The organism is Allobosea sp. GW823-FHT02B03 (assembly GCF_058797755.1).
In genome coordinates this window covers 452,235-478,677 of sequence record NZ_JBXAJY010000002.1, presented here as the reverse complement: position 1 = coordinate 478,677, position 26,443 = coordinate 452,235, and the positions used below count along the sequence as shown (strand labels likewise).

Annotated in this window: 27 protein-coding genes and 1 other RNA gene; 19 read left to right on the top strand and 9 right to left on the bottom strand. The window is 68.1% G+C overall.

Annotated features, from left to right (window positions below; all coding sequences use genetic code 11):
* Positions 1-76: 76 nt before the first annotated feature.
* Positions 77-3,823, top strand: coding sequence for an AsmA family protein (locus AC1REK_RS07210; RefSeq protein ID WP_492268559.1), 3,747 nt, complete (start codon positions 77-79; stop codon positions 3,821-3,823).
* Positions 3,824-3,920: 97 nt separating this feature from the next.
* Here the strand turns inward: AC1REK_RS07210 and AC1REK_RS07205 are convergent, their stop codons facing one another.
* Positions 3,921-4,529 carry a LysE/ArgO family amino acid transporter gene (locus AC1REK_RS07205; protein ID WP_492268560.1) on the bottom strand — a complete coding sequence of 203 codons (609 nt, stop codon included), beginning with the start codon at positions 4,527-4,529 and terminating at the stop codon, positions 3,921-3,923.
* Between the two features lie 93 nt (positions 4,530-4,622).
* On the opposite strand from AC1REK_RS07205, the gene AC1REK_RS07200 reads away from it, so the two are divergent.
* A complete protein-coding gene (locus AC1REK_RS07200) occupies positions 4,623-5,531 on the top strand; it encodes a LysR family transcriptional regulator ArgP (RefSeq protein ID WP_492268561.1) in 909 nt (302 codons plus the stop codon).
* Here the strand turns inward: AC1REK_RS07200 and AC1REK_RS07195 are convergent.
* The 6 genes from AC1REK_RS07195 to AC1REK_RS07170 all read right to left on the bottom strand — a co-directional run bounded on the left by AC1REK_RS07195 (position 5,515) and on the right by AC1REK_RS07170 (position 8,838).
* The gene (locus AC1REK_RS07195; RefSeq protein ID WP_492268562.1) at positions 5,515-5,757 is read right to left on the bottom strand and encodes a ribbon-helix-helix domain-containing protein; all 243 of its coding nucleotides are present in this window, start codon (positions 5,755-5,757) and stop codon (positions 5,515-5,517) included. The two genes, AC1REK_RS07200 and AC1REK_RS07195, sit on opposite strands and share 17 nt — an antisense overlap.
* The gene (locus tag AC1REK_RS07190; RefSeq protein ID WP_492268563.1) at positions 5,754-5,954 is read right to left on the bottom strand and encodes a DUF4169 family protein; all 201 of its coding nucleotides are present in this window, start codon (positions 5,952-5,954) and stop codon (positions 5,754-5,756) included. Before AC1REK_RS07190 ends, AC1REK_RS07195 begins: the two co-directional genes overlap by 4 nt.
* A 3-nt stretch (positions 5,955-5,957) precedes the next feature.
* A complete protein-coding gene (fumC, locus tag AC1REK_RS07185; protein WP_492268564.1) occupies positions 5,958-7,352 on the bottom strand; it encodes a class II fumarate hydratase in 1,395 nt (464 codons plus the stop codon).
* A gap of 9 nt (positions 7,353-7,361) precedes the next feature.
* Positions 7,362-7,976: an SspB family protein gene (locus tag AC1REK_RS07180; protein WP_492268565.1), complete on the bottom strand. Its 615-nt coding sequence runs from the start codon at positions 7,974-7,976 to the stop codon at positions 7,362-7,364.
* 111 nt (positions 7,977-8,087) lie between these two features.
* Positions 8,088-8,473, bottom strand: a transfer-messenger RNA (tmRNA) gene (gene ssrA, locus AC1REK_RS07175).
* A gap of 92 nt (positions 8,474-8,565) precedes the next feature.
* Positions 8,566-8,838 carry a PepSY domain-containing protein gene (locus AC1REK_RS07170; protein WP_492268566.1) on the bottom strand — a complete coding sequence of 91 codons (273 nt, stop codon included), beginning with the start codon at positions 8,836-8,838 and terminating at the stop codon, positions 8,566-8,568.
* Between the two features lie 231 nt (positions 8,839-9,069).
* Between AC1REK_RS07170 and AC1REK_RS07165 the strand changes: the two genes are divergently transcribed.
* The 9 genes from AC1REK_RS07165 to AC1REK_RS07125 all read left to right on the top strand — a co-directional run bounded on the left by AC1REK_RS07165 (position 9,070) and on the right by AC1REK_RS07125 (position 16,701).
* Positions 9,070-9,864, top strand: coding sequence for a thymidylate synthase (locus tag AC1REK_RS07165; protein ID WP_492268567.1), 795 nt, complete (start codon positions 9,070-9,072; stop codon positions 9,862-9,864).
* Positions 9,861-10,343: a GNAT family N-acetyltransferase gene (locus AC1REK_RS07160; protein ID WP_327520945.1), complete on the top strand. Its 483-nt coding sequence runs from the start codon at positions 9,861-9,863 to the stop codon at positions 10,341-10,343. The genes AC1REK_RS07165 and AC1REK_RS07160 overlap by 4 nt, the downstream gene beginning before the upstream one ends.
* Positions 10,344-10,347: 4 nt before the next feature.
* The gene (locus tag AC1REK_RS07155; RefSeq protein WP_327520910.1) at positions 10,348-10,875 is read left to right on the top strand and encodes a dihydrofolate reductase; all 528 of its coding nucleotides are present in this window, start codon (positions 10,348-10,350) and stop codon (positions 10,873-10,875) included.
* A 168-nt stretch (positions 10,876-11,043) separates the two neighbouring features.
* Positions 11,044-12,219 (top strand): FtsH protease activity modulator HflK, encoded by a 1,176-nt coding sequence (hflK, locus tag AC1REK_RS07150; protein WP_492268568.1) that lies wholly within the window; start codon positions 11,044-11,046, stop codon positions 12,217-12,219.
* Positions 12,216-13,151: a protease modulator HflC gene (hflC, locus tag AC1REK_RS07145; RefSeq protein WP_316021441.1), complete on the top strand. Its 936-nt coding sequence runs from the start codon at positions 12,216-12,218 to the stop codon at positions 13,149-13,151. Before hflK ends, hflC begins: the two co-directional genes overlap by 4 nt.
* Before the next feature lie 23 nt (positions 13,152-13,174).
* Positions 13,175-13,360 (top strand): DUF2065 domain-containing protein, encoded by a 186-nt coding sequence (locus tag AC1REK_RS07140; RefSeq protein WP_066471979.1) that lies wholly within the window; start codon positions 13,175-13,177, stop codon positions 13,358-13,360.
* A gap of 209 nt (positions 13,361-13,569) precedes the next feature.
* Positions 13,570-15,090: a DegQ family serine endoprotease gene (locus AC1REK_RS07135; RefSeq protein WP_492268569.1), complete on the top strand. Its 1,521-nt coding sequence runs from the start codon at positions 13,570-13,572 to the stop codon at positions 15,088-15,090.
* A 280-nt stretch (positions 15,091-15,370) separates the two neighbouring features.
* Positions 15,371-16,432, top strand: a complete 1,062-nt coding sequence (locus AC1REK_RS07130) for a hypothetical protein (RefSeq protein WP_492268570.1) — start codon at positions 15,371-15,373, stop codon at positions 16,430-16,432.
* Entirely contained in the window at positions 16,429-16,701 is a 273-nt protein-coding gene (locus AC1REK_RS07125; protein WP_492268571.1) for a hypothetical protein, read from the top strand. Before AC1REK_RS07130 ends, AC1REK_RS07125 begins: the two co-directional genes overlap by 4 nt.
* A 129-nt stretch (positions 16,702-16,830) precedes the next feature.
* On the opposite strand, the gene serB is transcribed toward AC1REK_RS07125, so the two are convergent.
* Positions 16,831-17,727: a phosphoserine phosphatase SerB gene (gene serB, locus AC1REK_RS07120; protein ID WP_492268572.1), complete on the bottom strand. Its 897-nt coding sequence runs from the start codon at positions 17,725-17,727 to the stop codon at positions 16,831-16,833.
* Between serB and miaA the strand changes: the two genes are divergently transcribed.
* Positions 17,726-18,664, top strand: a complete 939-nt coding sequence (miaA, locus tag AC1REK_RS07115) for a tRNA (adenosine(37)-N6)-dimethylallyltransferase MiaA (RefSeq protein WP_492268686.1) — start codon at positions 17,726-17,728, stop codon at positions 18,662-18,664. The two genes, serB and miaA, sit on opposite strands and share 2 nt — an antisense overlap.
* A 9-nt stretch (positions 18,665-18,673) precedes the next feature.
* Here the strand turns inward: miaA and AC1REK_RS07110 are convergent, their stop codons facing one another.
* On the bottom strand, positions 18,674-20,134 hold the full coding sequence (locus AC1REK_RS07110; protein WP_492268573.1) for a GGDEF domain-containing protein: 1,461 nt from the start codon (positions 20,132-20,134) through the stop codon (positions 18,674-18,676).
* 334 nt (positions 20,135-20,468) lie between these two features.
* Here AC1REK_RS07110 and AC1REK_RS07105 point away from each other — a divergent pair, with 334 nt between their 5' ends.
* From AC1REK_RS07105 to AC1REK_RS07075, 7 genes are all read left to right on the top strand, one after another.
* Positions 20,469-22,232: an acetolactate synthase 3 large subunit gene (locus tag AC1REK_RS07105; protein ID WP_316017423.1), complete on the top strand. Its 1,764-nt coding sequence runs from the start codon at positions 20,469-20,471 to the stop codon at positions 22,230-22,232.
* A gap of 138 nt (positions 22,233-22,370) precedes the next feature.
* Positions 22,371-23,084 (top strand): aspartate/glutamate racemase family protein, encoded by a 714-nt coding sequence (locus tag AC1REK_RS07100; RefSeq protein WP_492268574.1) that lies wholly within the window; start codon positions 22,371-22,373, stop codon positions 23,082-23,084.
* Positions 23,081-23,788, top strand: a complete 708-nt coding sequence (locus AC1REK_RS07095; RefSeq protein ID WP_492268575.1) for a glutathione S-transferase family protein — start codon at positions 23,081-23,083, stop codon at positions 23,786-23,788. Before AC1REK_RS07100 ends, AC1REK_RS07095 begins: the two co-directional genes overlap by 4 nt.
* 2 nt (positions 23,789-23,790) lie before the next feature.
* On the top strand, positions 23,791-24,327 hold the full coding sequence (gene ilvN / locus AC1REK_RS07090) for an acetolactate synthase small subunit (protein WP_316017426.1): 537 nt from the start codon (positions 23,791-23,793) through the stop codon (positions 24,325-24,327).
* An 82-nt stretch (positions 24,328-24,409) separates the two neighbouring features.
* Positions 24,410-24,625 carry a hypothetical protein gene (locus tag AC1REK_RS07085; protein WP_316017427.1) on the top strand — a complete coding sequence of 72 codons (216 nt, stop codon included), beginning with the start codon at positions 24,410-24,412 and terminating at the stop codon, positions 24,623-24,625.
* Positions 24,626-24,703: 78 nt separating this feature from the next.
* On the top strand, positions 24,704-25,444 hold the full coding sequence (locus AC1REK_RS07080; protein ID WP_327524633.1) for a helix-turn-helix domain-containing protein: 741 nt from the start codon (positions 24,704-24,706) through the stop codon (positions 25,442-25,444).
* Positions 25,445-25,722: 278 nt separating this feature from the next.
* Positions 25,723-26,442 (top strand): haloacid dehalogenase type II, encoded by a 720-nt coding sequence (locus AC1REK_RS07075; protein WP_492268576.1) that lies wholly within the window; start codon positions 25,723-25,725, stop codon positions 26,440-26,442.
* Position 26,443: the final 1 nt, after the last annotated feature.

Below are 26,443 nucleotides of genomic sequence, written 5' to 3'. Positions count from 1 at the left end.
CTCTTCAGGGAGGTCGTGATCCTGCCGCGACTTGGGTGCATGATCGCGCGCGTGATGAACAGAATGTTGCAAGAGCGTGCGTGAGGCCCTGACCTTCCTGGCCGGGCTGTTGGTGGCGGCGTTGCTGGCGGCGCTGCTCGGGCCCGGCTTTGTCGACTGGCGGGAGTATCGCAACCATTTCGAGCAGCGCATCGGCGCGGCACTCGGGCTGGAGACGCGCATCGCCGGCGATATCGGCCTGCGCCTTTTGCCATCGCCGCGCCTGACCTTGCGCGGGGTCAAGCTGGGTGCTGCCGATGGCGAGAGTAGCGCAGCGACAATCGAGCGCCTCACGGTCGAGCTCGCTTTGTCGGCACTGGCGCGCGGCGATTTCCGCCTGACCGAGGCGGAAGCCGACGGCATGGCGCTCACCCTGGTTACCGACCCCAATGGGGCGGTGCTGATGCCGCCCCGCCATGGCACGGGACTGCCGGCGGCGACCGCGATCGACAACTTCGCGATCCGCCGCTCGGCCATCATCTGGCGCGAGGGCGACAAGCCGGCGCAGGTGCTGGCGCCGATCTCGGTCGATCTCGCCGCAGCCGGCCTCGGCGGGCCCTGGCGGGTCGAGGGCGAGGTCGCGGGGGCCTCGCTGCGGCTCGCCACCGGCGAGGCCGAGGCTGACGGCCGCCTGCGCGCCAAGATCTTCGTCACCGGCGAGCAGAACCAGGTTTCGTTCGACGGCGCGCTCGCCCTGCCGCTGGCTGGCGGGCAACTGCAGCCATCGCTCCAGGGCGCCTTCACGCTGACGCCAGGCGGGGCGCTCAGCCTTTCCGGCACAGTCAGCGGCGGGCACCGCCAGCTCGATTTCAGCGGACTCGCGGTCGAGATCGCCGGCGGGGCGGCGCGGCTGGAGGGGGAGGGCCGCCTGCTGCCGGCGACGGGCTCCGGCGGGTTTCAACTGCGGGCACGGCGGATCGACGCCGACGCGTTGATCGAGGCGCTCGGGCAGAGGCCGGGCTTCGAGCGTGCCCTGCAGGCGCTGCCGGGGGCGCTCGATCTTACGCTCGATCTCGACCAGATCGCCTGGCGCGGCGAGGATCTGAGCGGTTTTGCCCTGCGCGGACGCCTGAGCGAGACCGGGGTCTCGGGCGGGAGCGCCAATGTGCGCATCGCCAATGCGACGCTGGAAGCGACCGGCGATCTTGGCGACAATGGCTTTCGTGGCGAGCTTTCGCTGAAGGCGCCGGATGCGCGGCGCGCGGCACTGGCACTGGGCCGGCTCGGCGTCGAGCCGGCGCTGGCCGACAGCTTCGCCGCGTTCCGCGAGTTCGAAGGCGCTGCGACGCTGCACTGGCGTGACGAGCATCTCGCCGTCGAGCGGCTGAGCGCGAAAAGCGCCTCGGGCCAGCGCCTCGAGGGCTCGGCGGCGGTCACGCCCGGCAAGCTCGAAGCGAAGCTGCGGCTGGACGGGCTCGACCTTAACAATCTGCCGCCGGGCGAGAGCCTGACTGGCCTCGCTGGCGGGCGCGACCTCGCGCTCGATCTGACGCTGGGTGGCGTGCGCTATCGCGCGACGGCGCCGGGCTCGGCACGGCTCGCCTTGACCCGGGAGGGGCGCGACTGGCGGCTCAGCCGTTTGTCGGTCGAGGGCTTCGGCGGCGTCCGCGTCGAGGGGCAAGGCGCCCTGCTGCCGGATGGCGGCGAGATCAGCGGTCGGATTCGCGCGCCGCGCTTCGCCGCGCTGGCGGCGCTCGCCGGGCCGTTGCTGCCGGAGCAGGCGAGGCGGATCCTGCCGCGCATCGAGGACGGGCTCGCGGGGCTCGACGCAAGCTTCAGGCTCGCCCGCGCGCCCTCGGGCGAGACCAATCTCGTCGCCGAGGGGGCGGCGCAGGCAGGCCGGCTCGGGTTGAACGGGCGCCTCGGTTCGGCAGGGGAATGGACGGGCGGTGAGTTGCGCCTGGCGCTCGATGATCGCCGCCGCGCCTTTGCCGCCTTCGGCCTGCCGCGTCCGGCGCAGGGCGGGCCCGGCGAGCTCAGGCTTGATTTCGGTTCGGGCAGCCCGGTGGGCTCGCTGACCGGCCCGGGGCTCGCGCTCGTGCTGGAAAGCGCGGGCGACGGCGCGCGGATGAACCTGCAGGCCGACGGGCCCGGCCAGGTGATGCCGGACGGTTTGGCGCGCCTCTTGCCCCAGGGACTGATCGATGCCTCCGGCCGGGTTCGCGGCGGCGAGGAGACCGGGCTCGACGATCTCGTCGTCAACAGCGGAGGGCGTACCGCGCGCGGGGCGCTGAAGCTCGGTGCGGAAGGACAGATCAGCGGGTCTCTGGCGCTGCCGACCCTGGCCCTGCAGCCGCTGCTGGCGGCGACGCTCGGCGTCGCGCCGCCGACACCGGGCAGCATCTGGTCGCCGGCGCGTTTCCAGCCGGCGCCCGGGCTCGGCGAGATCAGGCTGGCGATCAAGACGGAACGGCTCGCGCTGACCGAGCAGATCGCCCTCGACAAGGCCGGATTCGAGCTCTCGGCCGGCAGGGATGGCCTCTCGATCAGCAAGCTGAGCGGCCGCCATGCCGGCGGCGAGGTCGGCGGCGGGCTCGCCCTGCGGCGAGAGGGCGGGCTCGCCCAGTTCAGCGGCCAGCTCGCGCTTCAAGGGCTCGACCTTGCGGTGCTGACCGGCGGCTCTCTCACCGGCAAGCTCTCCGGCCGGTTCGAGGCCGGCGGCTCGGGCGAAAGCCCGGCAAGGCTGATCGCCGGGCTGGGCGGGGCGGGCTCGATCAGCGTCAGCGGGGCCGGGATGACCCGGTTCGACCCCGCTGCGCTGTCCCGCGTCATCTCCGCGACCGGGGACGATGCGTCCGAGAGCGAGACGGAACGGCTGCAGGACCGGATCGGCGCGGCGCTGGAACAGGCGAGCTGGCCGCTCGGCGATGTCACCGTGCCGTTCACCCAGGCCGGTGGCGTGCTGCGCGTCCAGCCGGTTACCTTCGAACGGGCGGGGCTGCGCGCCGAGGCCAGCGGCACGGTCGACTGGCGGGCGATGAACCTCGACCTGCGCCTGGCGCTGCGCCCGCTCGCCGCGCCGCCGAAGGACTGGCCGCAGCAATTGCCGCAGGTCGGCGTTGCCTGGCGAGGTCCGATCGCGGCGCCGCGGCGCGAGACCGATGTGGCGGCGCTGTCCAATGTCGTCGCGGCCCGCGCGCTGGCCAAGGAGATCGCGCGCGTCGAGGCTTTCGAGGCGGACCAGCGCGAGCGCGCCATGCATGCGCGTCGTCTGCGGGCCGAGCGCGAGATGCGCGAGAACGAGCGCAAGCTCGGCGAGTTCCTGAAGGCGGAGGAGGAGCGGCGCCTCGCCGAGGAGAAGCGCGCCGAAGAGGCCCGCAAGGCGGAGGAGGCAAGGCTCGCCGAGGAAGCCCGCAAGGCCGAGGCGGCACGGCGTGCCGAGGAGGCGCGGCTCGCCGAAGAGGCTCGCAAGGCCGAGGCTGCACGGCGCGCCGAGGAGGCGCGGCAGGTCGAGGAGGCGCGCAGGGCCGAGATTGCCCGCAGGCTGGAAGAGGCGCGCCTCGCCGAGGAAGCGCGGAAGCTTGAGATCGCGAAGCGGCAGGAGGAAGCGCGCAAGGCCGAGGAGGAGCGACGCAAGGCGGAAGCCGACGAGCGCGCGCGGCAGGCGGCGATCCGCGCGGCGATCGAAGGCCGGTCCGGGCCGATGATCCTGCAGGGGGCGCCGCCCTCTTATATTCCGGGCGATCCCTATGTCAGGCCGCGCAGCGAAGCGCCACCGCTCGCCCCGCCACTGGAGATCCAGCCCGTGCCGCGGCCGCTCTCGCGCTCGCCGTTGCCGAACTGATCCGACGCGCTGGCAAACCGGTTGAGCAATCCCGGATGTCGGGCCAGCATTTCTCCGCAAGCCTTTGAACAGGTAGGCCTTCTGCTGGCTGCTCGCCTCAGCTCCCCCGGATCAGCTTGAAAGCGATCGCCCACATCGTGGCCGCGACGATGCCGTCGAGGATGCGCCAGGATCTGGGGTCGGCGAAGAGCGGGCGCAACCAGCGGGCGCCATAGCCGAGCCCGAAGAAGAACAGGAAGGAAGCGGTCATCGCGCCGGCGGCGAAGATCAGCTCCTGCCCGGGAAACTGGCTGGCGATGCTGCCGATGAGCAGGACCGTGTCGAGATAGACATGCGGGTTCAGCCAGGTCAGGGCGGCGCAGGTCGCGAGGCTCGCCGACAGGCTGGCGCCGCCGGCAGTGCCGACCGCCAGGGCCTCGGAAGAGCGGAGCGCCGAAAGCAGGCTGCGGGCGCCGTACCAGATGAGGAAGGCGGCGCCGCCATAGCGCAGCGTGGGCTCCAGCATAGGCAGCATCGCTGTGGCCTGCTTCAGGCCGATGACGCCGGCGAGGATCAACACCGCATCGGAGAGGGCGCAGGTCAGGCAGACCGCGAAGACGTGCTCGTTGCGCAGGCCCTGGCGCAGCACGAAGCTGTTCTGGGCGCCGATCGCGACGATCAGGCTGAGGCCCATGGTGAAGCCGGTGACGTAGACGGAGAAGGGCATCGGTGCGGGTTCCGGTTTGCCCGCTTCGCCTAGGCTCGATCGCGGCCTTAGTGTAATTAAATCTGATAACGCAGATTAAGCCAGGCTAACGTCATGCTCGATTATCCGGCGCTGCAGGCCGTCTCCCTTGTCGTCCGGACGGGCAGCTTCGAAAGGGCGGCTCAGGCCCTGAACGTCACGCCTTCGGCCGTCTCGCAGCGCGTCAAGCAGCTCGAGGAGCGGATGGGGACGGTGCTGATCGTCAGGGGGCAGCCTTGCACCGCGACCGAGCGGGGCGAGTGGCTCTGTCGCCATATGGAACAGCTCGGCCTGCTCGAAGAGGAGCTGATGGCGCGGCTGCCGGCGCTGGCCGAGCCGGATCAGCCCCAGCGGCGCGTCACGCTGCGGATCGCGACCAATGCCGACAGCCTGGGGACCTGGTTCCTCGGGGCGGTCGCGGCCTTCGCAGGAGAGAGCACCCATCTTCTCGACATCGCCGTCGACGATCAGGACCATACGGCCGAATGGCTGCGGCGGGGGCGCGTGCTTGCCGCCGTGACGTCGCTGGCAAAGCCGATCCAGGGCTGCCGCGTCATGCCTCTCGGCTCGCTTCGTTACCGCGCGACGGCGAGCCCGGATTTCGTCGTGCGGCATTTCTCCGAGGGCGTGACGCTGCCCGCGCTCGCGCAGGCGCCCTCGCTGGTCTTCAACCAGAAGGACCGGCTGCAGCGCCAGTGGATGCAGCTCGCCTTCGGCGCGAGCCCGGATCATCCCGTCCATTGGGTGCCGTCGACGCAGGGCTTCGTCGATGCGAGCATCTTGGGCATCGGCTGGTGCGCCAATCCCGAACTTCTCGTGAAGGATCATATCGCGGCGGGACGGCTGCGCGAGCTCGAGCCCGGCACACCGCTCGACATTCCGCTGTTCTGGCAGGTCAACCGGATCGCGGCCGACCGGCTGGTCGATCTCACGCGCGCCGTGGTCGAGACGGCGCGCCGGGTTCTCGTCAGACCGCAGGGCTGAGCGAAGCAGCACCGGCGCGGGCGCGATAATGCGCGAGGACGTGCAGGCGCAGGGCGGAGGAGAGGTTGGCCTCGCCGCGGGCGAGATCGATCTCGGCGACGAGGCTGGCGAGCGGCCGGCCCTCGCCGGCGGCGATCTCCTTCAGTGCCTCCCAGAAGGGTTCCTCGAGCGAGACGCTGGTGCGGTGGCCGGCGATCGCCAGCGAGCGCTTGTGCAGGGCGCTCACGCCTTGTCCTTGCCGTCCTTCGCCGCGTCCAGGCGGTGGCCTTCGAGCCGGGCCGTCTGCAGCGCCTTCTCGGCTTCCGTCAGCTTGCGTTCCGCCTTGGTGCGGCCGAATGCGATCCGGTTCTGCGCGGCCTGCGCCTCGGCCTCCGAGCGGGCCTTGGCCTTGCGGGCCCTGCGGAGGTTGACGATCTCGGCCATGGTTCAGGCCGGGCCGAGCATGTGCCCGGGCACGACGGTGCGGTCGAACAGCGCCGCGTCGACGCCGGCCCTGAGCGCTTCCTCACGCAGGGTCGTGCCGTTGTGATGGGCCGCCTTGGCGATGGCGGCGGCCTTGTCGTAGCCGATCGCGGGGGCGAGCGCCGTCACCAGCATCAGCGAGCGCGACAGCAGCTCCTCCAGCCGCTCGCGATTGGGCTCGATGCCCTCGACGCAGTTGAGGCGGAAGCTCTCAGCCGCGTCTGCCAGAAGGCGCGCCGATTGCAAAAAGGCCTGCGCGATCACCGGCTTGAAGACGTTGAGCTCGAAATGGCCCTGGCTGGCGGCGAAGGCGATGGTCGCCTGATTGCCGTGCACCCTCGTCGCCACCATGGTCAGCGCCTCGGCCTGGGTCGGGTTGACCTTGCCCGGCATGATCGAGGATCCCGGCTCGTTCTCCGGCAGGCTGAGCTCGCCGAGGCCCGAGCGCGGGCCGGAGCCCATCAGGCGGATGTCGTTGGCGATCTTGAACAGGTCCATGGCAAGCGCGGTCAGCGCGCCATGGCTGTAGGTCATCGCGCCATGGCTCGCCAGCGCCTCGAAGAGGTTGTCGGCGGTGCGGAAGGGCAGGCCGGTCAGGCGCGCGATCTCGGCCGAGAAGGCCTTGGCGAAGTCCGGATGGGCGTTGAGGCCGGTGCCGACCGCGGTACCGCCCTGGGCGAGCGCGAGCAGGCCGGGCAGGGTCTGCTCGATGCGGGCGATGCCGAGCTCCATCTGCGCGACATAGCCGGAGAATTCCTGGCCGAGCGTGACCGGCGTGGCGTCCTGCAGATGGGTGCGGCCGATCTTGACGAGGTCGGCATAGGCCTTGGCCTTGACGTCGAGCGCGTCCTTCAGCCGGGTCAGCGCCGGCAGCAGGTCCCGCGAGACGGCGAGCGCGGCGGCGATGTGAATCGCCGTCGGGAAGCTGTCATTGGAGGACTGGCCCTTGTTGACGTGGTCGTTGGGGTGGACCGGGCTCTTGGCGCCGAGGCCCGCGCCGAGGATCTCGTTGGCGCGGTTGGCCAGGACCTCGTTGGCGTTCATGTTGGACTGGGTGCCGGAGCCGGTCTGCCAGACCACCAGCGGGAAATGGTCGTCGAAGCGGCCGGACAGTGCCTCGTCGGCCGCCTGGACGATGGCGGCCTCGACCTTGGCATCGAGCAGGCCGAGGCGGGTGTTGACGATGGCGGCGGCCTTCTTGACCAGCACCAGCGCGTGAACGAGCGGCAAGGGCAGGCGCTCGGCCGGCCCGCCGATGCGGAAGTTCTCCAGGGAGCGCTGGGTCTGCGCCGCCCAGTAACGATCGGCGGCGACGGAGATCGGACCGAAGGAATCGGTCTCGGAACGATACTCGGTCATGGCAGGATCTCAGGTCTTCTTGCGGAATGCGTCGAGGCTGACGACCTGGGCGCCGCCTTCCTCCTCGGCTTCGGGCTTCTCCGTGGCCTCGGCAGGAGCCTCGGTGTCCTCGGCGGCGCCAGGCTTCAGCTTGGCAGCCGGCAGCGCCTTCGGCGGCGCCTTGCCGGCGAGGGCGAGAGGAGCGGCCGGGGCGACGCTGGGCTCGGAGGCGGCGCCGCGCGGGCCCTTCGGCGCCTCGGCGGCTTCCGCCTGAGCCTCGCCAGGAGCGTCCTGCGTCTCGAACTTCAGCCCGAACTGGACCGACGGATCGAAGAAGGTGGTGATCGCGTCATAGGGAATCAGCAGGCGCTCGGGCACGCCCGAGAAGGACAGGCCGACCTCGAAGGCGTGGTCGCTGACGTTCAGGTCCCAGAACTGGTGCTGGAGCACGATCGTCATCTCGTCCGGGTGCTTCTCGCGCAGCCGCTGCGACAGGCGCACGCCCGGCGCCGTGGTCCGGAAGGTGATGTAGAAATGATGGTCGCCCGGCAAACCGTCGCGGCCCGCCTCTGACAGAATCTTGCGGACGACTCCCTTGAGCGCGTCCTGGACCATCAGGTCGTAGCGGAGAATGTCCTGGGTCATCGCGTCCGGATTCCGTCTAGTCCATCATTGGAGAGCATGGCTCCCGCGAGACGACCGGTTCCCAGTTTTTCGCGCAACGCTCAACCGGCAGGCCGCCCTTCCTCCAAAAAAAGTGGAGGCTTCTGTTGCCAGGCGCCTCCGAGCCCCGCCTTACGTCGCTAAACGGAAGGACTTAGGTTTGGGAACCAGCACCGCTTACGCGGCGACAGCAACCCGAGCATTGTTGTCGTTGGCAACTATGCGTTAGCCCTGTAACGGCGGAACCATACCGAGCAAAAAGACGGCCTTTACACCCTCGTCGATCCTATTTCGCCCCCGCCGCAGCCCTGCAACCCGAGGGCTGCAAGTCTCCTGCCGCTCGCGCCGCAGGGCTGTGGTGGAGGCGCCGGGTACCGCCCCCGGGTCCGAAAGGCTTATTACGACGTCCGTTTATCGCCATAGCCGTCCTTGCGAACGGCAAAGCGAATATAGGCACTGTCGGCGCGGGGGGAAAGAGAGCAGGGCGGTTTCCCGGCTCATTTATCGCGAAGCGTCGCAAGGGTTGCCAGAATGAGACGCTTCCTCGCGGCGCTTTCTGCCTGCGAAGCCCTCAGCGCAGGCGCGAGCCGTCCTTGGCGTTCAGGTCGATCACAAGCTCGTCGCCGGAGACGTCGCGCCCGGCGAGCTCCCAGCGCCCATCCAGAAACGAGATCTCCTCGACATGGACGAGCCCATGGTCGAAGGCGATGGCGCGGGCCTGGGCCTCGCTGATCTTTCTTATGGCTATAAGCTTGGTCTCCGGTGGCTCGTTCGCGGCCGCGAGGGCCCCGCTGGCCATCATCGCCGCAGTGAAGGCGGCAGCCAGCAACTTCATTCTGCTCATGATCCAATCCTCATCAGCACGGGCCGATTTTGCGCAGGCCCGAAGCGCCCCTTGTCTTCATCGGGCATTCAGATTGGGGCGCAGGTTCGGCATTGCAGCGGGGCAGACCGTCACAGGTGATGCCGTTTTCGTGAGCGCCTGCGTGCGGTCGCGGGGCGGCATGCGCAAACGTCTCTGGACGGCGCGGCAGCGGCTCTTTTGGAGCGCGCTCGAATCCGGCTAGATGCGAGCATGCGCCAGTATCACGACCTCCTGAAACGCGTTCTCGACGAGGGTGTCCGCAAGGACGACCGCACCGGCACCGGCACGCTTGCCGTGTTCGGCCACCAGATGCGCTTCGACCTTTCCGCCGGCTTCCCGCTGGTTACGACCAAGAAGCTGCACCTGAGGTCGATCATCCATGAGCTGATCTGGTTCCTGCGCGGCGACACCAATGTGCGCTATCTGCAGGAGAACGGCGTCACCATCTGGGACGAATGGGCCGATGCCAACGGCGATCTCGGCCCGGTCTATGGCCGGCAATGGCGTTCCTGGCCGGCGCCGGACGGGCAGACGATCGACCAGATCGCCTGGCTGGTGAACGAGATCCGCCGCAACCCGGATTCGCGCCGCCTGATCGTCTCGGCCTGGAACCCGGCCGACATCCCGAAGATGGCGCTGGCGCCCTGCCACTGCCTGTTCCAGTTCTTCGTCGCCGATGGGAAGCTCTCCTGCCAGCTCTATCAGCGCTCGGCGGACGTCTTCCTCGGCGTGCCCTTCAACGTCGCGAGCTATGCGCTGCTGACCCATATGGTCGCGCAGGTGACGGGGCTCGGCGTCGGCGAGTTCGTCCACTCCTTCGGCGACACGCATCTCTACGTGAACCATCTCGACCAGGCGAAGCTGCAGCTTTCGCGCGAGCCGCGGGCGCTCCCGACGCTGAAGCTCAATCCGGCAGTGACGAAGCTCGAGGAGTTCCGTTTCGAGGATATCGCGATCGAAGGCTATGACCCGCATCCCGGCATCAAGGCGCCGATCGCGGTATGACGCTCTCCATTCGCCCCGCCCGGCCCGAAGATGCCGGCCTCGTGCTCGGCTTCATCCGCGAGCTCGCGGAATACGAGAAGCTGCTGCACGAGGTCGTGGCCAGCGAGGCCGACATCGCCAGGGCGCTGTTCGAGCCCGAGCCCAAGGTCTTCTGCGATATCGCCGAATGGGACGGGAAGCCGGCCGGCTTCGCGATCTGGTTCTACACCTATTCGACCTTCACCGGTCGGCACGGCATCTGGCTCGAGGACCTGTTCGTGCGGCCCGAGCATCGGGGGCAGGGCATCGGCAAGGCGCTGATGGTGCGTCTCGCCAAGCGCTGCGTCGACGAGGGGCTGTCGCGCTTCGCCTGGTGGGTGCTGAACTGGAACGAGCCCTCGCGGGTGTTCTACCGCTCGATCGGCGCGGTGGCGCAGGACGAGTGGACGGTGAAGCGCCTCGACGGTGAAGCGCTGGCGAGGCTGGCGCAAGGTGGCTGAGCCGGTGTCCGCAGATGGGGCGAAGCTGCCCGTCGTGCTCGTCGCGGCGGTCGCCGACAATGGCGTGATCGGCAGCGAGAACAGCCTGATCTGGCGCCTGAAGACGGATATGCGGCGTTTCCGCGCGCTGACCATGGGCTGCCCGATCATCATGGGGCGCAAGACCTTCCTCTCGATCGGCAAGCCGCTGCCGGGCCGGCACACTGTGGTGCTGACGCGCGATCCGGATTTCCGGGCCGAAGGCGTCGAGGTCGCGACTTCGCTGGAGGAGGCGCTGGCGCTGGCGCAGCGGCTCGGGGCGCAGAAGGGCGCGAGCGCCGTGATCATCGGGGGAGGCAGCGAGATCTACGCGCTTGCCCTGCCGCTGGTCGACCGGCTGGAGCTGACCTTCGTTCATGCCGCGCCGGAAGGCGACGCCGAGTTTCCGTCCTGGGACCGCGATGCCTTTCGCGAGACGTCGCGCAGCGACCATCCCGCTTCGGCGGAGGATGAGCATGCCTTCAGTTTCGCCAGCTTCGAGCGCCGCATTTGAGCCCTTTCGAGCGCCGGCGCGACAAATGGCTTACGACGAAAGGGGCTTGCGTCGTTGACGAATCCGTGGCCGATGCCCAAGTCACAGCGCATCGCGCCGCCCGGCGCTGACAATGAACTGCCGTTCGGTTATTGCACGGTCGGTATTAAAGTGAGGAACGGCTGAAGAATGCCTTGGAGCAACCAGAGCGGCGGTAGCGGGGGAAGCGGCGGCGGAGGTGGTCCTTGGGGCCAGCGCGGCGGCGGCGGCGGCAATGGCGGCGGTCCTTGGGGCGGCGGTCCATCGGGCGGCAGCACGCCTCCCGATCTCGAGGAAATCATCCGGCGCGGCCAGGACCGGCTGAAGAACTTCATGCCCGGCGGCAATCTCGGCGGGCGCGGCGCGCTCCTGATCGGCCTCGGCCTCGTGCTCGTCTGGCTCGCCACCGGCGTCTATACGGTGCGCCCGAACGAGGTCGGCCTCAACCTGATCTTCGGCAAATATGTCGGCAAGACCGGCCAGGGCCTGAACTACAACCTGCCTTACCCGATCGGCAGCGTGATCAAGCCTCAGGTCACCAACGTCATCACCACCGAGGTCGGCTTCCGGACCGTCGAATCCGTGCGCGCTTCGCGCCAGAGCGACGTGCCCGAGGAAAGCCTGATGCTGACCGGCGACGAGAACATCGTCGACATCGACGTGATCGTGCAGTGGCAGATCGATCCCGGTGCGCCAGAGGCCTTCGTCTTCAACATCCAGGATCCGCCGGGCACGGTGAAGGCCGTCGCCGAGAGCGCGATGCGCGAGGTCATCGGCCGGCGCAACATTCAGCCGGTGCTGACCACCGACCGCGCCCAGATCGAGACCGAGGTGCGCCAGCTGATGCAGGACACGCTCAACTCCTATCGGGCCGGCGTGCAGATCAGGCTGGTCCAGCTCCAGAAGGTCGATCCGCCGCAGCAGGTCATCGACGCCTTCCGCGACGTCCAGGCGGCGCGCGCCGACCAGGAGCGCCTGCGCAACGAGGCCGAGACCTATGCCAACCGGGTCGTGCCGGAATCGCGCGGTCGCTCGGCGCAGCTGATCCAGTCCGCCGAAGCCTTCAAGGACCAGACGGTCAATGAGGCGCTCGGCCAGATCAGCCGCTTCACCGCGGTCTACGAGCAGTACAAGAACGCGCCGGGCGTGACCCGCGAGCGTCTCTTCATCGAAACCATGGAGCGTGTCCTCGGCGGCATGGACAAGATCATCCTCGATCAGAACAAGTCCGGCAGCGGCGTCGTCCCCTATCTGCCTCTCTCCGAACTCGGTCAGCCCCGTCGTCCGGCCGGCCAGGCCCAGCAGCAGCAGGGAGCGGTGCGATGAACGGCTTCCTTCGCGTCGGCGCCCTCGCGCTGATCGGCATCGCGGCAGTCGTGTTCTACGTCGCGACCTTCGTGGTGCAGCAGACCCAGTCGGCCATCGTGCTGCGCTTCGGCGCGGTGCGGAGCGTCGTTACCGCGCCCGGCCTCTACTTCAAGCTGCCGGCGCCGTTCGAGCAGGTCGTCTATCTCGACAACCGCATCCTCGACCTCGACCTGCCGGCGCAGGAAATCATCGCCGCCGACCAGAAGCGTCTCGTCGTCGACGCCTTCACGCGCTACCGGATCTCCGATCCGCTGCGCTTCTACCAGGCGGTCAACAACATCCCGCGCGCCAACTCGCAGCTGGCTTCGATCGTCAACGGTAACGTCCGTTCGGTGCTGGCCGAGGCGACCTTCACCTCGATGGTCCGCAACGACCGCTCGCGGCTGATGAACCGCATCCGCGACGACGTGAACCGCGAAGCGGCCCGCTTCGGCATGACCGTGGTCGACGTGCGTCTGCGCCGGGTCGACCTGCCGCAGGCCAACTCGCAGGCGGTGTTCCAGCGCATGCAGACCGAGCGCCAGCGCGAGGCTGCCGAAGCCCGCGCGCTCGGTGCCCAGCAGGCGCAGGAAATCCGGGCCCGGGCCGAACGCGAGGCGACGATCATCGTCGCCGAAGCGCAGCGCAAGTCGGACGAGATCCGCGGCCAGGGTGAAGGCGAACGCAACCGCATCTTCGCCGAAGGCTTCGGCAAGGATCCGGAGTTCTTCGCCTTCTACCGGTCGATGCAGGCCTATGAAGCGAGCCTGAAGGCCGGCGATACGCGCATGCTGCTCTCGCCGGATTCGCCCTTCTTCCGCTTCTTCAACGATCCGGCCGGCGGCAAGCAGGGAGCGGCACCCGCCGCTGCCGGCGCTGCTCCGGCGGCCGGCGCCGCCGCCCGGCCCTGATCCTAACTGGGCGTCGGGGCGGCATGACGGATTTCCTCGCGGCATTGGGCCTGGTCTTCGCCATCGAGGGGATTCTGTTCGCTGCCATTCCGCATCTCGCCAAGGATGCGTTGCGCAGCGCGGCCGAGACGCCGCCCGATCGGATGCGCCTGATCGGTATCGTCTCGGCAATCGTCGGCGTGCTGCTGGTCTGGCTGGTACGCGGCTAGGCCGTCGGTGACATCCGATCGGGCGCGATCGACACCAGATTTCGACCGGCAGGTGGAATCCGCCCGCCGGTCGCTGCATTCGGCGGTCAGAAGCGCGTGATCGCGCAATCTTGCGTCGCCCTTCCGCCGCATTTTGGCGTTCTGAGTTGCGTTCAGATTTCGGCTGCGCTGCTATGCCAGCAAGGCGCGACCTTCTCACGAGGACATCGATGGCAAGCAAATTCTCCCATGCCTCCCGTCTGACGCGCATCGCACTGCTCGCCGGTGTCGCGCTCGGCGTTCCGCTTGCGGCGCCGGCCTTCGCGCAGGGCACCACCGTGGCGCCGCTGGTGCAGGGCCAGATCTCGCTGGCCGATCTTGCCGAGCGGGTGATGCCGGCGGTGGTCAACATCGCCGCGGTAACGACGAGCGAAACGCGCGGCCGCACTCTGCCGCAGCTGCCTCAGCTTGGCCCGGACACGCCGTTCGGCGATCTGTTCGAGGAGTTCTTCAACCGCCGCGGCCAGGGCGGGCAGCAGGGCGAGCGCCAGGCGCCGCAGCAGCGCCGCTCGCAATCGGCCGGCTCGGGCTTCGTGATTGACCCGTCGGGCATCGTGGTCACCAACAACCACGTCATCGGCGACGCCAACGAGATCACGGTGGTGTTCAGCGACGGGCTTCGCCTCAAGGCCGAAGTGGTCGGCAAGGACGCCAAGGTCGACCTCGCCGTGCTGCGCGTGAAGCACGACAAGCCGCTGCCCTTCGTCAAGTTCGGCGATTCCGACAAGATCCGCATCGGCGATCCGGTCATGGCGATCGGCAACCCGTTCGGCCTCGGCGGCTCGGTCTCCTCGGGCATCGTCTCGGCCCGCAACCGCGACATCAACCAGGGTCCCTACGACACCTATATCCAGACCGACGCGGCCATCAACAAGGGTAATTCCGGCGGTCCGCTGTTCAACATGGCCGGCGAGGTCATCGGCATCAACACCGCGATCCTGTCGCCGACCGGCGGCTCGGTCGGCATCGGCTTCGCCGTGCCGTCCTCGCTGGCGGTCAACGTCGTCGACCAGCTGCGCGAGTTCGGCGAGACCCGCCGCGGCTGGCTCGGCGTGCGCATCCAGAACGTCGATGATGCGACCGCCGAGGCGCTCGGCCTCGGCACGGCGCGCGGCGCGCTCGTCGCCGGCGTCGACGACAAGGGCCCGGCCAAGCCGGCCGGCCTCGAGATCGGCGACGTGATCGTCAAGTTCGACGGCAAGGACGTGAAGGATTCGCGCGATCTGCCGCGTATCGTGGCGGCGACGCCGGTCGGCAAGGACGTGCCGATGCAGGTGATGCGCAAGGGCAAGGAGCTGACCAAGACGGTCAAGCTCGGCCGCCTCGAGGATGGCGAGAAGGTCCAGCAGGCTTCGGCCAACAACAAGCCGGCCGAGGCCGCCAAGCCGGCCGTGACCTCGGCGCTCGGTCTCGAGCTCTCGGCCCAGAGCGAGGAGCTGCGCAAGCGCTACTCGATCAAGGACGGGCTGAAGGGCGTCGTCATCACCAAGGTCGACAGCAACTCGAACGCCGCCGACAAGCGCATCCTGGTCGGCGAGCTCGTCGTCGAGGTCGGCCAGGAGGCGGTGAACTCGCCCGAGGATGTGACCAAGCGCCTCGACGCCCTCAAGAAGGAGGGCAAGAAGTCGGCGCTGCTGCTGGTCTCGAACGGCCAGGGCGAGGTCCGCTTCGTCGCCGTGTCGATGAACTGAGCCGGCGCGTCCGGCTCACATCGGCCGACGAGAGAATCTGACGAGGAAAGGAGCTCCCCAGGGGGCTCCTTTTTTGTTGCCGGGATTTCTTGACTGGGCGCAATCGTTAGTTGTATCAACCTATGATTGCATAGATCAGCCAGGGCTATCATTCATGCCCGATGTCACCCCGCCTCCGACTCCACCAGGACCATCTCCTGATACGCCTGCGCCGGGGGCGGTTGCCCCGGATGGGAACGCGGCTCCCCCTGGTCCGGAGCCGCCGCCCCGACGAGGCATTATGGCAGGGCTTGCGGCGCTTTTTTCCCCGCTGAACCTCCTTGCCGGCTTCGGATTATTGGCCGCTGGATTTGCAGTCTGGCAGTTCGCGACGTTCCGGGAGGAGGGGCCGGTAACCGCAGCTTCGGTTGCCGCGTCCTGGAACAGCAGCATCGCCAAGCTGGGGATCACGCCCGTGTTCCCGCCCGAGGAGGACCTCCATGTCGGCGATGTCTGGGCTGTGGTTGAAGACGCCGACGAGAACCAGGCGATCCTCGGCAAGGCCGTCAGGATTGCGCACATCAATCTCAGGGAAGACCTGAAGCGAGAGGCGGCGCTCAAGCGGCCGACCTTCAGCGCTACAGCAGAACTCGAGGACGGGAAGAGGATCAGAAGGCAGAATTATTACGAGATTGAAGCAGCGGAACCGAACGAGAAGGTAAAGCTGTCCCTCGCACTGTTCCCGGGCATTACGATCACCAAGAGCACCCAGGCCGCGGGGATACTCGACAGGATTGGCTTGAACCTTGGGATTGCCAGCGGCCGGGTCGACGCCGAGTCGATCAAGATCCCCGTGTCGGAAACCTATGGAATTGCCGCAGGCACCGCTGCGGCCCGGCTGGATCTGTGGTGCAAGCATCCCGCGACCGAACTTTACTGTCGCGACGAATTCCTTCGACGGGTCATGGCGTTCGCAGTCAGCGATGGTGTCCTTGCGACCAAGGATGGCGCTTACGTCGCCAAGATCCAGCTGCGCCTCGTCAACCGCGTGTTCATGACCCGCGAGATCGAGCATCGCAGGGCGCGCGACGTCTCGCTCAGCGGCGGTGCGCGGGCTTCGGGCCCATCGGCCGAACCTCCGGCTGGCTCAAGCGATCCGTCGGCTCCAGCCGAAGCGCGGATCAAAGCTCTGGAAAGCCGCGTCTCGGCCCTGCTGAGCGGTGGTGCAGGTGCGACCTATGCGCGTGCCGACGGCAATGAGCTGGCCATGAACCAGATTCTCGAAAGGCCCGTCGTATTCGGCTTCAGGGCCGTCACCACATCCGTGAAGCCGTCAGCACCTGGCGAGGGGAGGGAGCGATGAGGCGCATTCTGACGATCGCAGCAGTATCTACCTTTTCGTCCATGGCGGTGGCTCAGGGAAACCCGCCGCCAGCGCCGGCGCCGCCCGAGCAATGCCAGCCCTATCCGGAGTGCGTGCTGTCGTCTTCGACGCTCGTCCCGGCCGCGCCCAACACCGGCATCCGGACGCAGAAGCAACCGGAGCTCAAGGCCGACAACGGCCTGACCGTACAAGGCATATCGCCGCTCGACCGGAGCACGTTCCGGGTGCCGTCACCCAGCCTGCGATAGATCGCCGAGCATCCTGTCGGATACGAATTGGCGGCCTGACACCTTGTGGGTCATCGAAGCGAAAAGCGGGATCTGCTTTTCGCTCCGTTGTTCCGAGGCAGGCGCGCGCGCATTTCGGGTCGAGATGCGTCAGCCCCGGTGCGGCTCGATCTCATCGCCCGTATAGCCCTGAGCGTAGAGCAGCGCGGTCAGGTCGGCATGGTCCAGCCGGGCGTCGGCCGCAGCGGCGACGGCGGGCTTGGCGCGGAAGGCGACGCCGAGCCCGGCCTCGCCGAGCATGGCAAGATCGTTGGCGCCGTCGCCGACGGCCAGCGTCGCCTCTTTCGGCAGGCCGAAGCGGCTGCGCAATTCGACCAGCGTGTCGAGCTTGGCCTGCTTGCCGAGGATCGGTTCGGCGACTTCTCCCTTCAGCGCGCTGCCGTCGCCGAGCAGGAGGTTCGAGCGGTCCTCGTCGAAGCCGATCATCCGGCCGATCGGCCCGGTGAAGACGGTGAACCCGCCCGAGACCAGTGCCGTGTAGCCGCCATGGGCGCGCATGGTCCGCACCAGGGCGCTGCCGCCCGGCGTCAGCGTGATGCGCTCGGCGATGATCTCGTCGACCACGGCGAGCGGGATGCCCTTGAGCAGCGCGACGCGCTCGCGCAGCGCCGGCTCGAATTCGAGCTCGCCGCGCATGGCGCGCTCGGTGATGGCGGAGACCTTCTCCTTCAGCCCGACATAGGCGGCGAGTTCGTCGATGCACTCCTGGCCGATCATGGTCGAATCCATGTCGGCGAGGAACAGGCGCTTGCGGCGCGTCGCCGCCGACTGGACGAGAATGTCGACGGCGGCGCCTTCGAGCGCGGCGCGCAGTGCCGCTTCGAGCTTGCGCGCATCGTCCGCTTCCGCGAAGAGGTCGACGGCGATCTCGCCATCGAGGCGCGCCAGGGTCGTCGGCCAGGGCGTTGCGGCGCGCAGGCGCGCCAGCAGCGCGTCGTCGAGCAGGGCCTGACCGTGGGCGGAAACGAGCGTGGCGACGAGCGACATGGGATCCGGAGCCGAAGTGACGTTCAGGGCGGTGCTCATCGCAGGTCCGACGGCAAGCGGCAAGTCGGCACTGGCTGCCGCTCTGGCGCAGCGCTTCGGCGGCGTCGTGATCAATGCCGATTCGATGCAGGTCTATCGCGATCTCTCGGTGATCACCGCCCGGCCGACGCCGGAGGAGATGGGGGATGTCCCGCACCACCTCTACGGCCATGTCGATGGCGCCACCAACCATTCGGTCGCGGCTTATGCGGCCGAGGCAGCCGCCCTGCTCGACGTGTTGGCGAGGAAAGGGCAAATGCCGGTGCTGGTCGGCGGCACCGGCCTCTATTTCAAGGCGCTGACCGAAGGGCTCTCCGCCATTCCGCCGGTTCCCGAGGCGGTCCGCTCCAGCTTCCGGGCCCATGCGGCCGAGCGCACGACCGGCGAACTGCACGCCGAGCTCTCGGAGCAGGACCCGGAGATGGCAGCAAAGCTGCGCCCCAGCGACCGGCTGCGGGTGATGCGGGCGCTGGAAGTGCTGGCCGCGACCGGCCGTTCGCTCTCAAGCTTCCAGGGCGAGCGTCAGCCGGGGCCGCTCGCGGGCGCGAGGCTGCTGCAGATATTCCTCGCTCCGGAGCGCGAGCCGGTGCGCGAGCGGATCGACCGGCGCTTCGACGCGATGATGGCGGCCGGCGCGCTGGAAGAGGTCGCAGCGCTGCGGGAGAGGCGGCTCGATCCGCTGTTGCCGGTGATGCGGGCGCATGGCGTGCCCGGGCTGATCGCCCATCTCGACGGCGCGCTTGCGCTCGAAGAGGCCGTGACGCGCGGCAAGGCCGATACGCGCGCCTATGCCAAGCGCCAGGTCACCTGGTTTCGCCACCAGATGGCGGGCTGGCATGCCGTTGCGCCCGAGGCCGGGCTTGCCTTCGCCCTCGCCGAACTCGAACAGGGGGGCTGAGCGGAGCGGTCAGGCTGCGGCGGCGATCTCTCCCCCGGCGCTGCGGATGCAGTTCCGGCCCTCGTTCTTGGCCCGATAGAGCTGCTTGTCGGCGCGGGCGACGAAGGCGTTGAAATCCTCGTCGGGATGGCGCGTCGCGATGCCGATGCTGGCGGTGACCTGAAGGTCGAGCGTCTCCGAAACCGGCAGATGGGTCCGGCGCAGGGCAGCATGCAGCCGCTCGGCGATGCGCTGTGCCTCATCCGCGCCGGTGTGCGGCAGCAGCACGGCGAATTCCTCGCCGCCGAGACGGCCGACGAGGTCCTGGCCGGGGCGCATCTGGCCGAGCAGGAGATCGGCGAAGGCGCGGATCACGGCGTCGCCGGCAGCATGTCCATGGCTGTCGTTGACCTGCTTGAAGTGGTCGAGATCGATGATGAACAGCGAGGTTTCGTCGCCGGAGGCAGCTGCGGATGCGATTTCGGCATTCGCCTTCTCGGTCAGCGAGCGGCGATTGAGCAGCGTCGTCAGCGGATCGGTCTCGGCAAGGCGGCGCAGTTCCTGCTCGCGCTCCTCGCGCTGGCCGAGTTCGTGCGAGAGGGCGCGCCGCGTCGCGCGCTCCTTGCCGATCTCGAGCGCCAGCGTCGCGGCCCGGCTCTGCAGGGTGAGGTTGGCGAGCTTCAATTCGGAAATGTCGGTGAGGGTCATCACCAGCCCGTCGCCGAGCGGGGCGAGGGCGATCTGCAGCCAGATCTCGCGCCCTTCGATTGTATGGCAGGTCTCGAGCATGTCGCCGCGACGCAGCTCCATGACATAGAGGCAGCGGCGCCAGACCGTGTCGTCGGCGAGGAAGGGCAGCGCCTGGCGCCCCTCGGAATCGACCAGCGTGTCTTCGGCATGTCCCGCCATCGCCGCCGCGCGGCGGTTGGCGGTGATGATCACCGTGCGGTCGATATTGCCTTCCTCGTCGCGCACGGCCCGCAGCGCGACGATGCCGGCCGGCGAGGTGTCGAGAACGGTCTTCAGCAGCTCCTCGTGGAAATGCATGGGCTTGCTGAAGACGATGAGGCGGCGCTCGCCGTCGGCGCGGGTCGTCGGCAGTACCAGGCGTTCCCAGAGACTGACACGGACCGTCTTGACGGCGCGGTGGATGGAATAGAGCGGCTTGCAGCTTGCCAGCACCTGATCATAGCAGGTGATGGTGAAGCGGGAGACGTTCGGCGACATGCCCGAGACGCGTGCGCCGGTCCGATCTCCGCCGACATTGCGGGCGATGTCGCGGCCGAAATGCTCGTAGACGTAGTCCCCTTCTGCCGGCGCCATGATCATGATGTCGCGACTGCAGAAGGAGAGCAGCTCGGTGCTGAAATCCTCGAAGGGCGCACCGCCGGGGTTTCCTCGTGCGCTGCGTTCGAAGCGGCGCAGCAAGTCGGCGACTTCGGGAGCGTAGGCTCTCTCGGCGATGTTGTGGGTGTGGACTTCCTGATACATCGCGCCCGGGTTCCGTCTCCCGGTTCGCTAGCAGGCGGGTCTTGAGAAAGTGTTCCCCTGCGGCAACAAATGTGCTGGCAAATTGCCGGCCGCCGCGTGATTGGGTGCCGCAATCCGCTTGACCGGCCAGCAGCGCTCGGCTAGCGTCCGCCAAATTCGTTCACTGCAAGGGCGCGACATGCGCAAGCTCATTCTCGTAAAGGTGCGCTGGTAGGGGCCGGTTTAACAAACCGGGTGTCCCCGACGCCAGCGCACGCCCAGGCCCCTCCGAGGGCCTTTTTTATTGCCTTTTTCCAGCCGAACCCGACAAGACAGACCTCCGCAGGAGACCGTTATGAGCGAGATGATGACCGGCGCCGAAATGGTCGTTCGCGCCCTCCAGGATCAGGGCGTCGAACATCTCTTCGGCTATCCCGGCGGCGCCGTGCTGCCGATCTATGACGCGCTCTTCCAGCAGGAGAAGGTCAAGCACGTGCTCGTCCGGCACGAGCAGGGTGCCGTCCATGCCGCCGAGGGCTATGCCCGCTCTGCCGCCGGCAAGGTCGGCTGCGTTCTCGTGACCTCGGGCCCGGGCGCGACCAATGCCGTCACCGGCCTGACCGATGCGCTGCTCGACTCGATCCCGCTCGTCGTCATCACCGGCCAGGTCCCGACGCATCTGATCGGCTCCGACGCCTTCCAGGAATGCGACACGGTCGGCATCACGCGCTCCTGCACCAAGCACAACTACCTGGTGAAGAGCATCGCCGACCTGCCGCGCGTCCTGCATGAGGCCTTCTATGTCGCCGCCAATGGCCGGCCCGGCCCGGTCGTGATCGACATCCCGAAGGACATCCAGTTCGCAACCGGCGCCTATAGCCGCCCGCGCGACAACCAGCACAAGACCTACCGTCCGACGGTGAAGGGCGACCTCAACAAGATCAAGGCCGCTGTCGAGCTGATCGCCAAGGCCAGGAAGCCGGTGTTCTACACCGGCGGCGGCGTGATCAATTCCGGCCCGCACGCCTCGGCGCTGCTGCGCGAGCTGGCGCGGCTCACCGGCTACCCGGTGACCTCGACGCTGATGGGGCTGGGCGCCTTCCCGGCGGCCGACCGGCAGTGGCTCGGCATGCTCGGCATGCACGGCACCTACGAGGCGAACCTCGCCATGCATGACTGCGACGTCATGATCAACATCGGCGCCCGCTTCGACGACCGCATCACCGGCCGGCTCGACGCGTTCTCGCCGCACTCGAAGAAGATCCACATCGACATCGATCCGTCCTCGATCAACAAGAACGTCAAGGTCGACATCGGCATCGTCGGCGACTGCGCCCATGTGCTCGAGGACATGGTCCGGATCTGGCGCGAGACCTCGCCGCAGATCGACAAGACGGCTCTGACCGCTTGGTGGACCCAGATCGATGGCTGGCGGGCGCGGAACAGCCTCGGCTACAAGCAGTCCGGCTCGGTGATCAAGCCGCAATACGCGATCGAGCGGCTCTACGAGCTGACCAAGGACCGCAACACCTACGTCACCACCGAGGTCGGCCAGCACCAGATGTGGGCCGCTCAGTATTTCCGCTTCCAGGAGCCGAACCGCTGGATGACCTCGGGCGGGCTCGGCACCATGGGCTACGGCCTGCCGGCGGCGATCGGCGTGCAGATGAAGAATCCGGGCGCGCTGGTGATCGACATCGCCGGCGAGGCCTCGATCCTGATGAACATGCAGGAGATGTCGACGGCGGTGCAGTACCGGCTGCCGGTCAAGATCTTCATCCTGAACAACGAGTACATGGGCATGGTGCGCCAGTGGCAGGAGCTGCTGCATGGCGGGCGCTATTCCGAGAGCTACTCGGCTTCGCTGCCGGACTTCGTCAAGCTGGCTGAGGCCTATGGCGGCAAGGGCATCCGCTGCTCCGACCCGGCCGAGCTCGACGCCGCGATCATGCAGATGATCGAGACGCCCGGCCCGGTGATCTTCGACTGCCTGGTGGCGAAGGAAGAGAACTGCTTCCCGATGATCCCGTCGGGCAAGGCGCATAACGAGATGATCCTGCCCGATTTCGAGGGCGATACCGGCGAGATCATCGACGCCAAGGGCAAGCAGCTCGTTTGATCGGGCCGGGTCATGCCCGGGCCTGACCCGGGCATCCCAGGCAGAGCGAGGCGCCGGTCGGCGCCTTCTCATCAGGAGTGTTTCGGGTCTGCGCCTCGCAACGCCCGAGAATGACGGCCTCGGCACAGGGGGGAGCAGATGGCGACCATCGGCCTGATCGGCGGGATGAGCTGGGAATCGACGGCGGTCTATTACCGGCTGCTGAACGAGGGCGTGCGCATGCGCCAGGGCGGGCTGCACTCGGCCGATGTCCTGATGCATTCGGTCGATTTTTCGCCGATCGCCGAGATGCAGGCGGCCGGAGACTGGGCGGCTGCCGGCGCGGCGATGGCCAATAGTGCCCGGCGCCTGGAAAGCGGCGGTGCCTCCTGCCTCGTGCTGGCGACCAACACCATGCACAAGCTCGCCGACCATATCACCCAGGCGACGAACCTGCCCTTCCTGCATCTCGCCGACGTCACCGCCAAGGCGATCCGCAGGACGCAGAGCCGCCGGCCGCTGCTGCTGGCGACGCGCTTCACCATGGAACAGCGCTTCTATCGCGACCGACTCGCCGCCTTCGGCGTCGAGGCGCTGGTGCCGGACGAGGCCGAGCGGACGGACGTCCACCGCATCATCTATGAGGAGCTCTGCCGCGGCCGGATCGAGCCCGCCTCCAAGGCGCGCTATCTCGAGATCGTCGGCCGGGCGATCCGCGAGGAGGGCGCCGACGGCGTCATCCTGGGCTGCACCGAGATCACGCTGCTGCTGTCGCAATCGGATTTCGAGATCCCGGTCTTCGACACGACGGCGCTGCATGTCGAGGCGGCGCTCGATTTCGTCGCCGAGATGGCCGAGCAGGTCGCGGCATGAAGCTGGTCATCGCCAACAAGACGTACTCGTCCTGGTCGCTACGGCCCTGGCTGCTGCTGACCGAGCTCGGCATCCCCTTCGAGGAGGTGCTGATCCCGTTCGGCCAGACCTTCGACGATCCCGAATGGAAGCGGGCGATCTCCGCCTTCACGCCGGCCGGCAAGGTGCCGGCCCTGCTCGACGGCGAGATCCAGGTCTGGGAATCGCTGGCGATCATGGACCACATCGCCGATCTCAGGCCGGACCTGCCGGTCTGGCCGCGCGAGCCGGCGGCGCGTGCCATGGCGCGCTCGATCGCGGCCGAGATGCATGCGGGCTTTTCTGCGCTGCGCGGCGCCTGCCCGATGAATATCGCGCGCCAGTTCCATCCGCGCGATCGCGGCGCCAAGGTCGCCGCCGATGTCGCGCGCATCACGGCGATCTGGCGCGAGGCGCGGACGCGGTTCGGCGAAAGCGGGCCGTTCCTGTTCGGTGCCTTCGGCGCCGCGGATGCGATGTTCGCGCCGGTCACAGCCCGTCTCACCGGCTACGGCATCGCGCTCGACCCGGTCAGCGCCACCTATGTCGAGACGGTACAGGCGACGCACGGCTATCAGTCCTGGCGCATGGCCGCGCTCGCCGAACCCTGGATCATCGACGAGGACGAGGTCGACGAGCCGGTCCTCGAGGAATTCCGCCCCCATCTCAGCCGCAGCAAGGCCTAACGATGAACACGACGCATTATCCGACCGCCCCGACCGCCCAGCCGATCGCGCGCCACACGCTGGCGGTGATCGTCGACAACGAACCCGGCGTTCTCGCCCGCATCGCCGGGCTGTTCTCCGGCCGCGGCTACAACATCGAGAGCCTCACCGTCTCCGAGACCGAGCACGAGAAGCACATCTCGCGCATCACCGTAGTCACCTCCGGTACCGCCAATGTCATCGACCAGATCAAGGCGCATCTCGACCGGCTGGTGCCGGTGCACCGCGTCGTCGACCTGACCTTGCAGGGCGAGGCGATCGAGCGCGAGCTCTGCCTGCTCAAGGTGGTCGGCAAGGGCGACCATCGCGTCGAAGCGATGCGGCTCGCTGCCGCCTTCGGCGCGCGTACGCTCGATGCGACGCTGACCTCCTTCGTCTTCGAGCTCACCGGCTCGACCGAGGAGATCGAGCGCTTCATCAAGCTGATGACCGTGGTCGGCCTGACCGAGGTCTCGCGTACCGGCATCGCTGCGATGAGCCGCGGCCCGGACGCGATGTGAGATCGGCCCGCGCGATGAAGGAGCCCTGCATGATTGATGGTCCCCCTGGCCTTCTGGCCTTCGCAGCCGGGAGGGCCGGCGCGTGATGCTCGGTCTGGAACAGTTCGCGCTCGGCCTCGGCATCCTCGGCCTCGCCTGCTTCACCTGGCCGATCCTGCAGCGGCTTTCGGGCCGGGCCCAGCCCGAGCCTCTCGGCAGCGGCAGGAGCCTGCGCTCGCCGTTGTGGTGGGCCGGTTTCGGCCTGACCGTCATCGCGATCTTCCTGCAGCGGATCGCGGCGCAGCAGGGCGGCGGCTGAGCCGCGGTCGCTTGCACTTGCTCGCGCGCGGCGATTGGCGGCAAATGCGCCGCATGATCCCTCGCATGTGAGCAGGCGATGTCGATCCATCTCGAAATCCGCAGCTATCGCGGCACCGACCGCCATAGCCACGATTACAGCCAGATCCTGCTGCCGATGCAGGGCGCCATGCGGCTCGATGTCGAAGGGCATCGCAGCGTCGTCTCGAGCAACTGCGTCGCCGTCATCCCGCGCGACCATGAGCATGACTTCGAGCCGAGCGTCGATTGCAGCATGCTCATCCTCGATGTCGAGACGGACGCCTTCGTGGGCGAGGCGGCGCCGGCCGTGCTGCGCGATCCCGTGCCGTCGCTGACGCGGGTCGAGCCCTGGCTGTGGCGGATGTTCCGTCAGCTCGGCGCCGAGGTCGAAGCCGGTGCCTGTCGGGCGAGCGATGCCGCCGGCCTGGCGCTGGCGGGGCTGAAGCTGGTCGCGCCGGCGGAGACGCCGCGGCCATGGTCACGTTCCGAAGCCAGGGTCCTCGATGCCGCCCATGGCGGGCAGGCGGCGAATGTCGCGGAGATGGCGCGGAACGCCGGCCTCGGCCAGAGCCAGTTCCACGCCCTGTTCCGGGCGACGACGGGGCAGTCGCCGAAGCAGTCGCAGCTCGCCCGGCTGTTCGACGAGGCGGCCGACCAGCTGGTCACGACCGCGCTGCCGATCTCCGAGATCGCCTACGCGATCGGCTACCAGAATGCCTCGTCCTTCAATCGGCAGTTCAGGCGGCGTTTCGGCCTGACTCCATCGGAGTTCAGGGCCGCGAGCCGGGGCGGCGCCTGACAAGCAGATCGACCGTCGTAGCTGTCGTCCCGGACGGAGCGCAGCGCAGATCCGGGACCCATTCCGGAGCCTATCCGAAAGAGGTTCCGGAATGGGTCCCGGGTCTCCCTCCGGTCGCCCGGGACGACCCGCACCTTCGGGAGAACGCAAACACCCTTCGGGGGGACGGCGCACGGAGAACCGGAGTTTCGGTCAAGCCGTTCGGAGCTTTGCCTCATCACGGCCGTCCGGGCCCTCGCTATGGTCGGCGCGACCCCGAGCCATGAGGACGACCCGCGATGAAACTCACCGATTTCAAGGTCCTGACCTTCGACTGCTACGGCACGCTGATCGACTGGGAGACCGGGATCTGGAACGCGCTGCAGCCGCTCATCAGTGCCGGCGGGCTCGATCTTGACCGCGAGGAGGCGCTCGCCGGCCGGATCGAGAGTGAAATCGAGGAAGCCGCGCCGTCGCTGCGTTATTCGACGCTGCTCGCCGCCGTCCATGCCCGCCTCGCCAAAGACCTGGGCGTTCACATCCATGCCGACCTGAACGAGCGCTTCGGCGGTTCTGTGCCGGACTGGCCGGCCTTCCCGGATTCAGCCGAGGCGCTGGCCTATCTCAAGCGGCACTTCAGGCTGGTGATCCTCTCCAATGTCGATCGCGCGAGCTTTGCTGCAAGCAACCGCAAGCTCGGGGTCAGCTTCGACGCGATCTATACCGCCGAGGATATCGGCTCCTACAAGCCCGATCCGCGCAACTTCGTCCATCTGCTCAGGCATCTGGAAGCCGATCTCGGCCTCGAAGCCGGGGCGGTGCTGCACACTGCGCAGAGTCTCTTCCACGACCATGTCCCGGCGGAGCGGGCCGGGCTTGCGCGGGCCTGGATCGACCGGCGCTTCGGCATGGCGGGCAGCGGCGCGACGCAAGATCCCGCGACGCGGCCGCATGTCGATTTCCATTTCAAGAGCCTCGCCGAACTGGCGGAGGCGCATCGCGCCGCGATGGGCGGCTGAG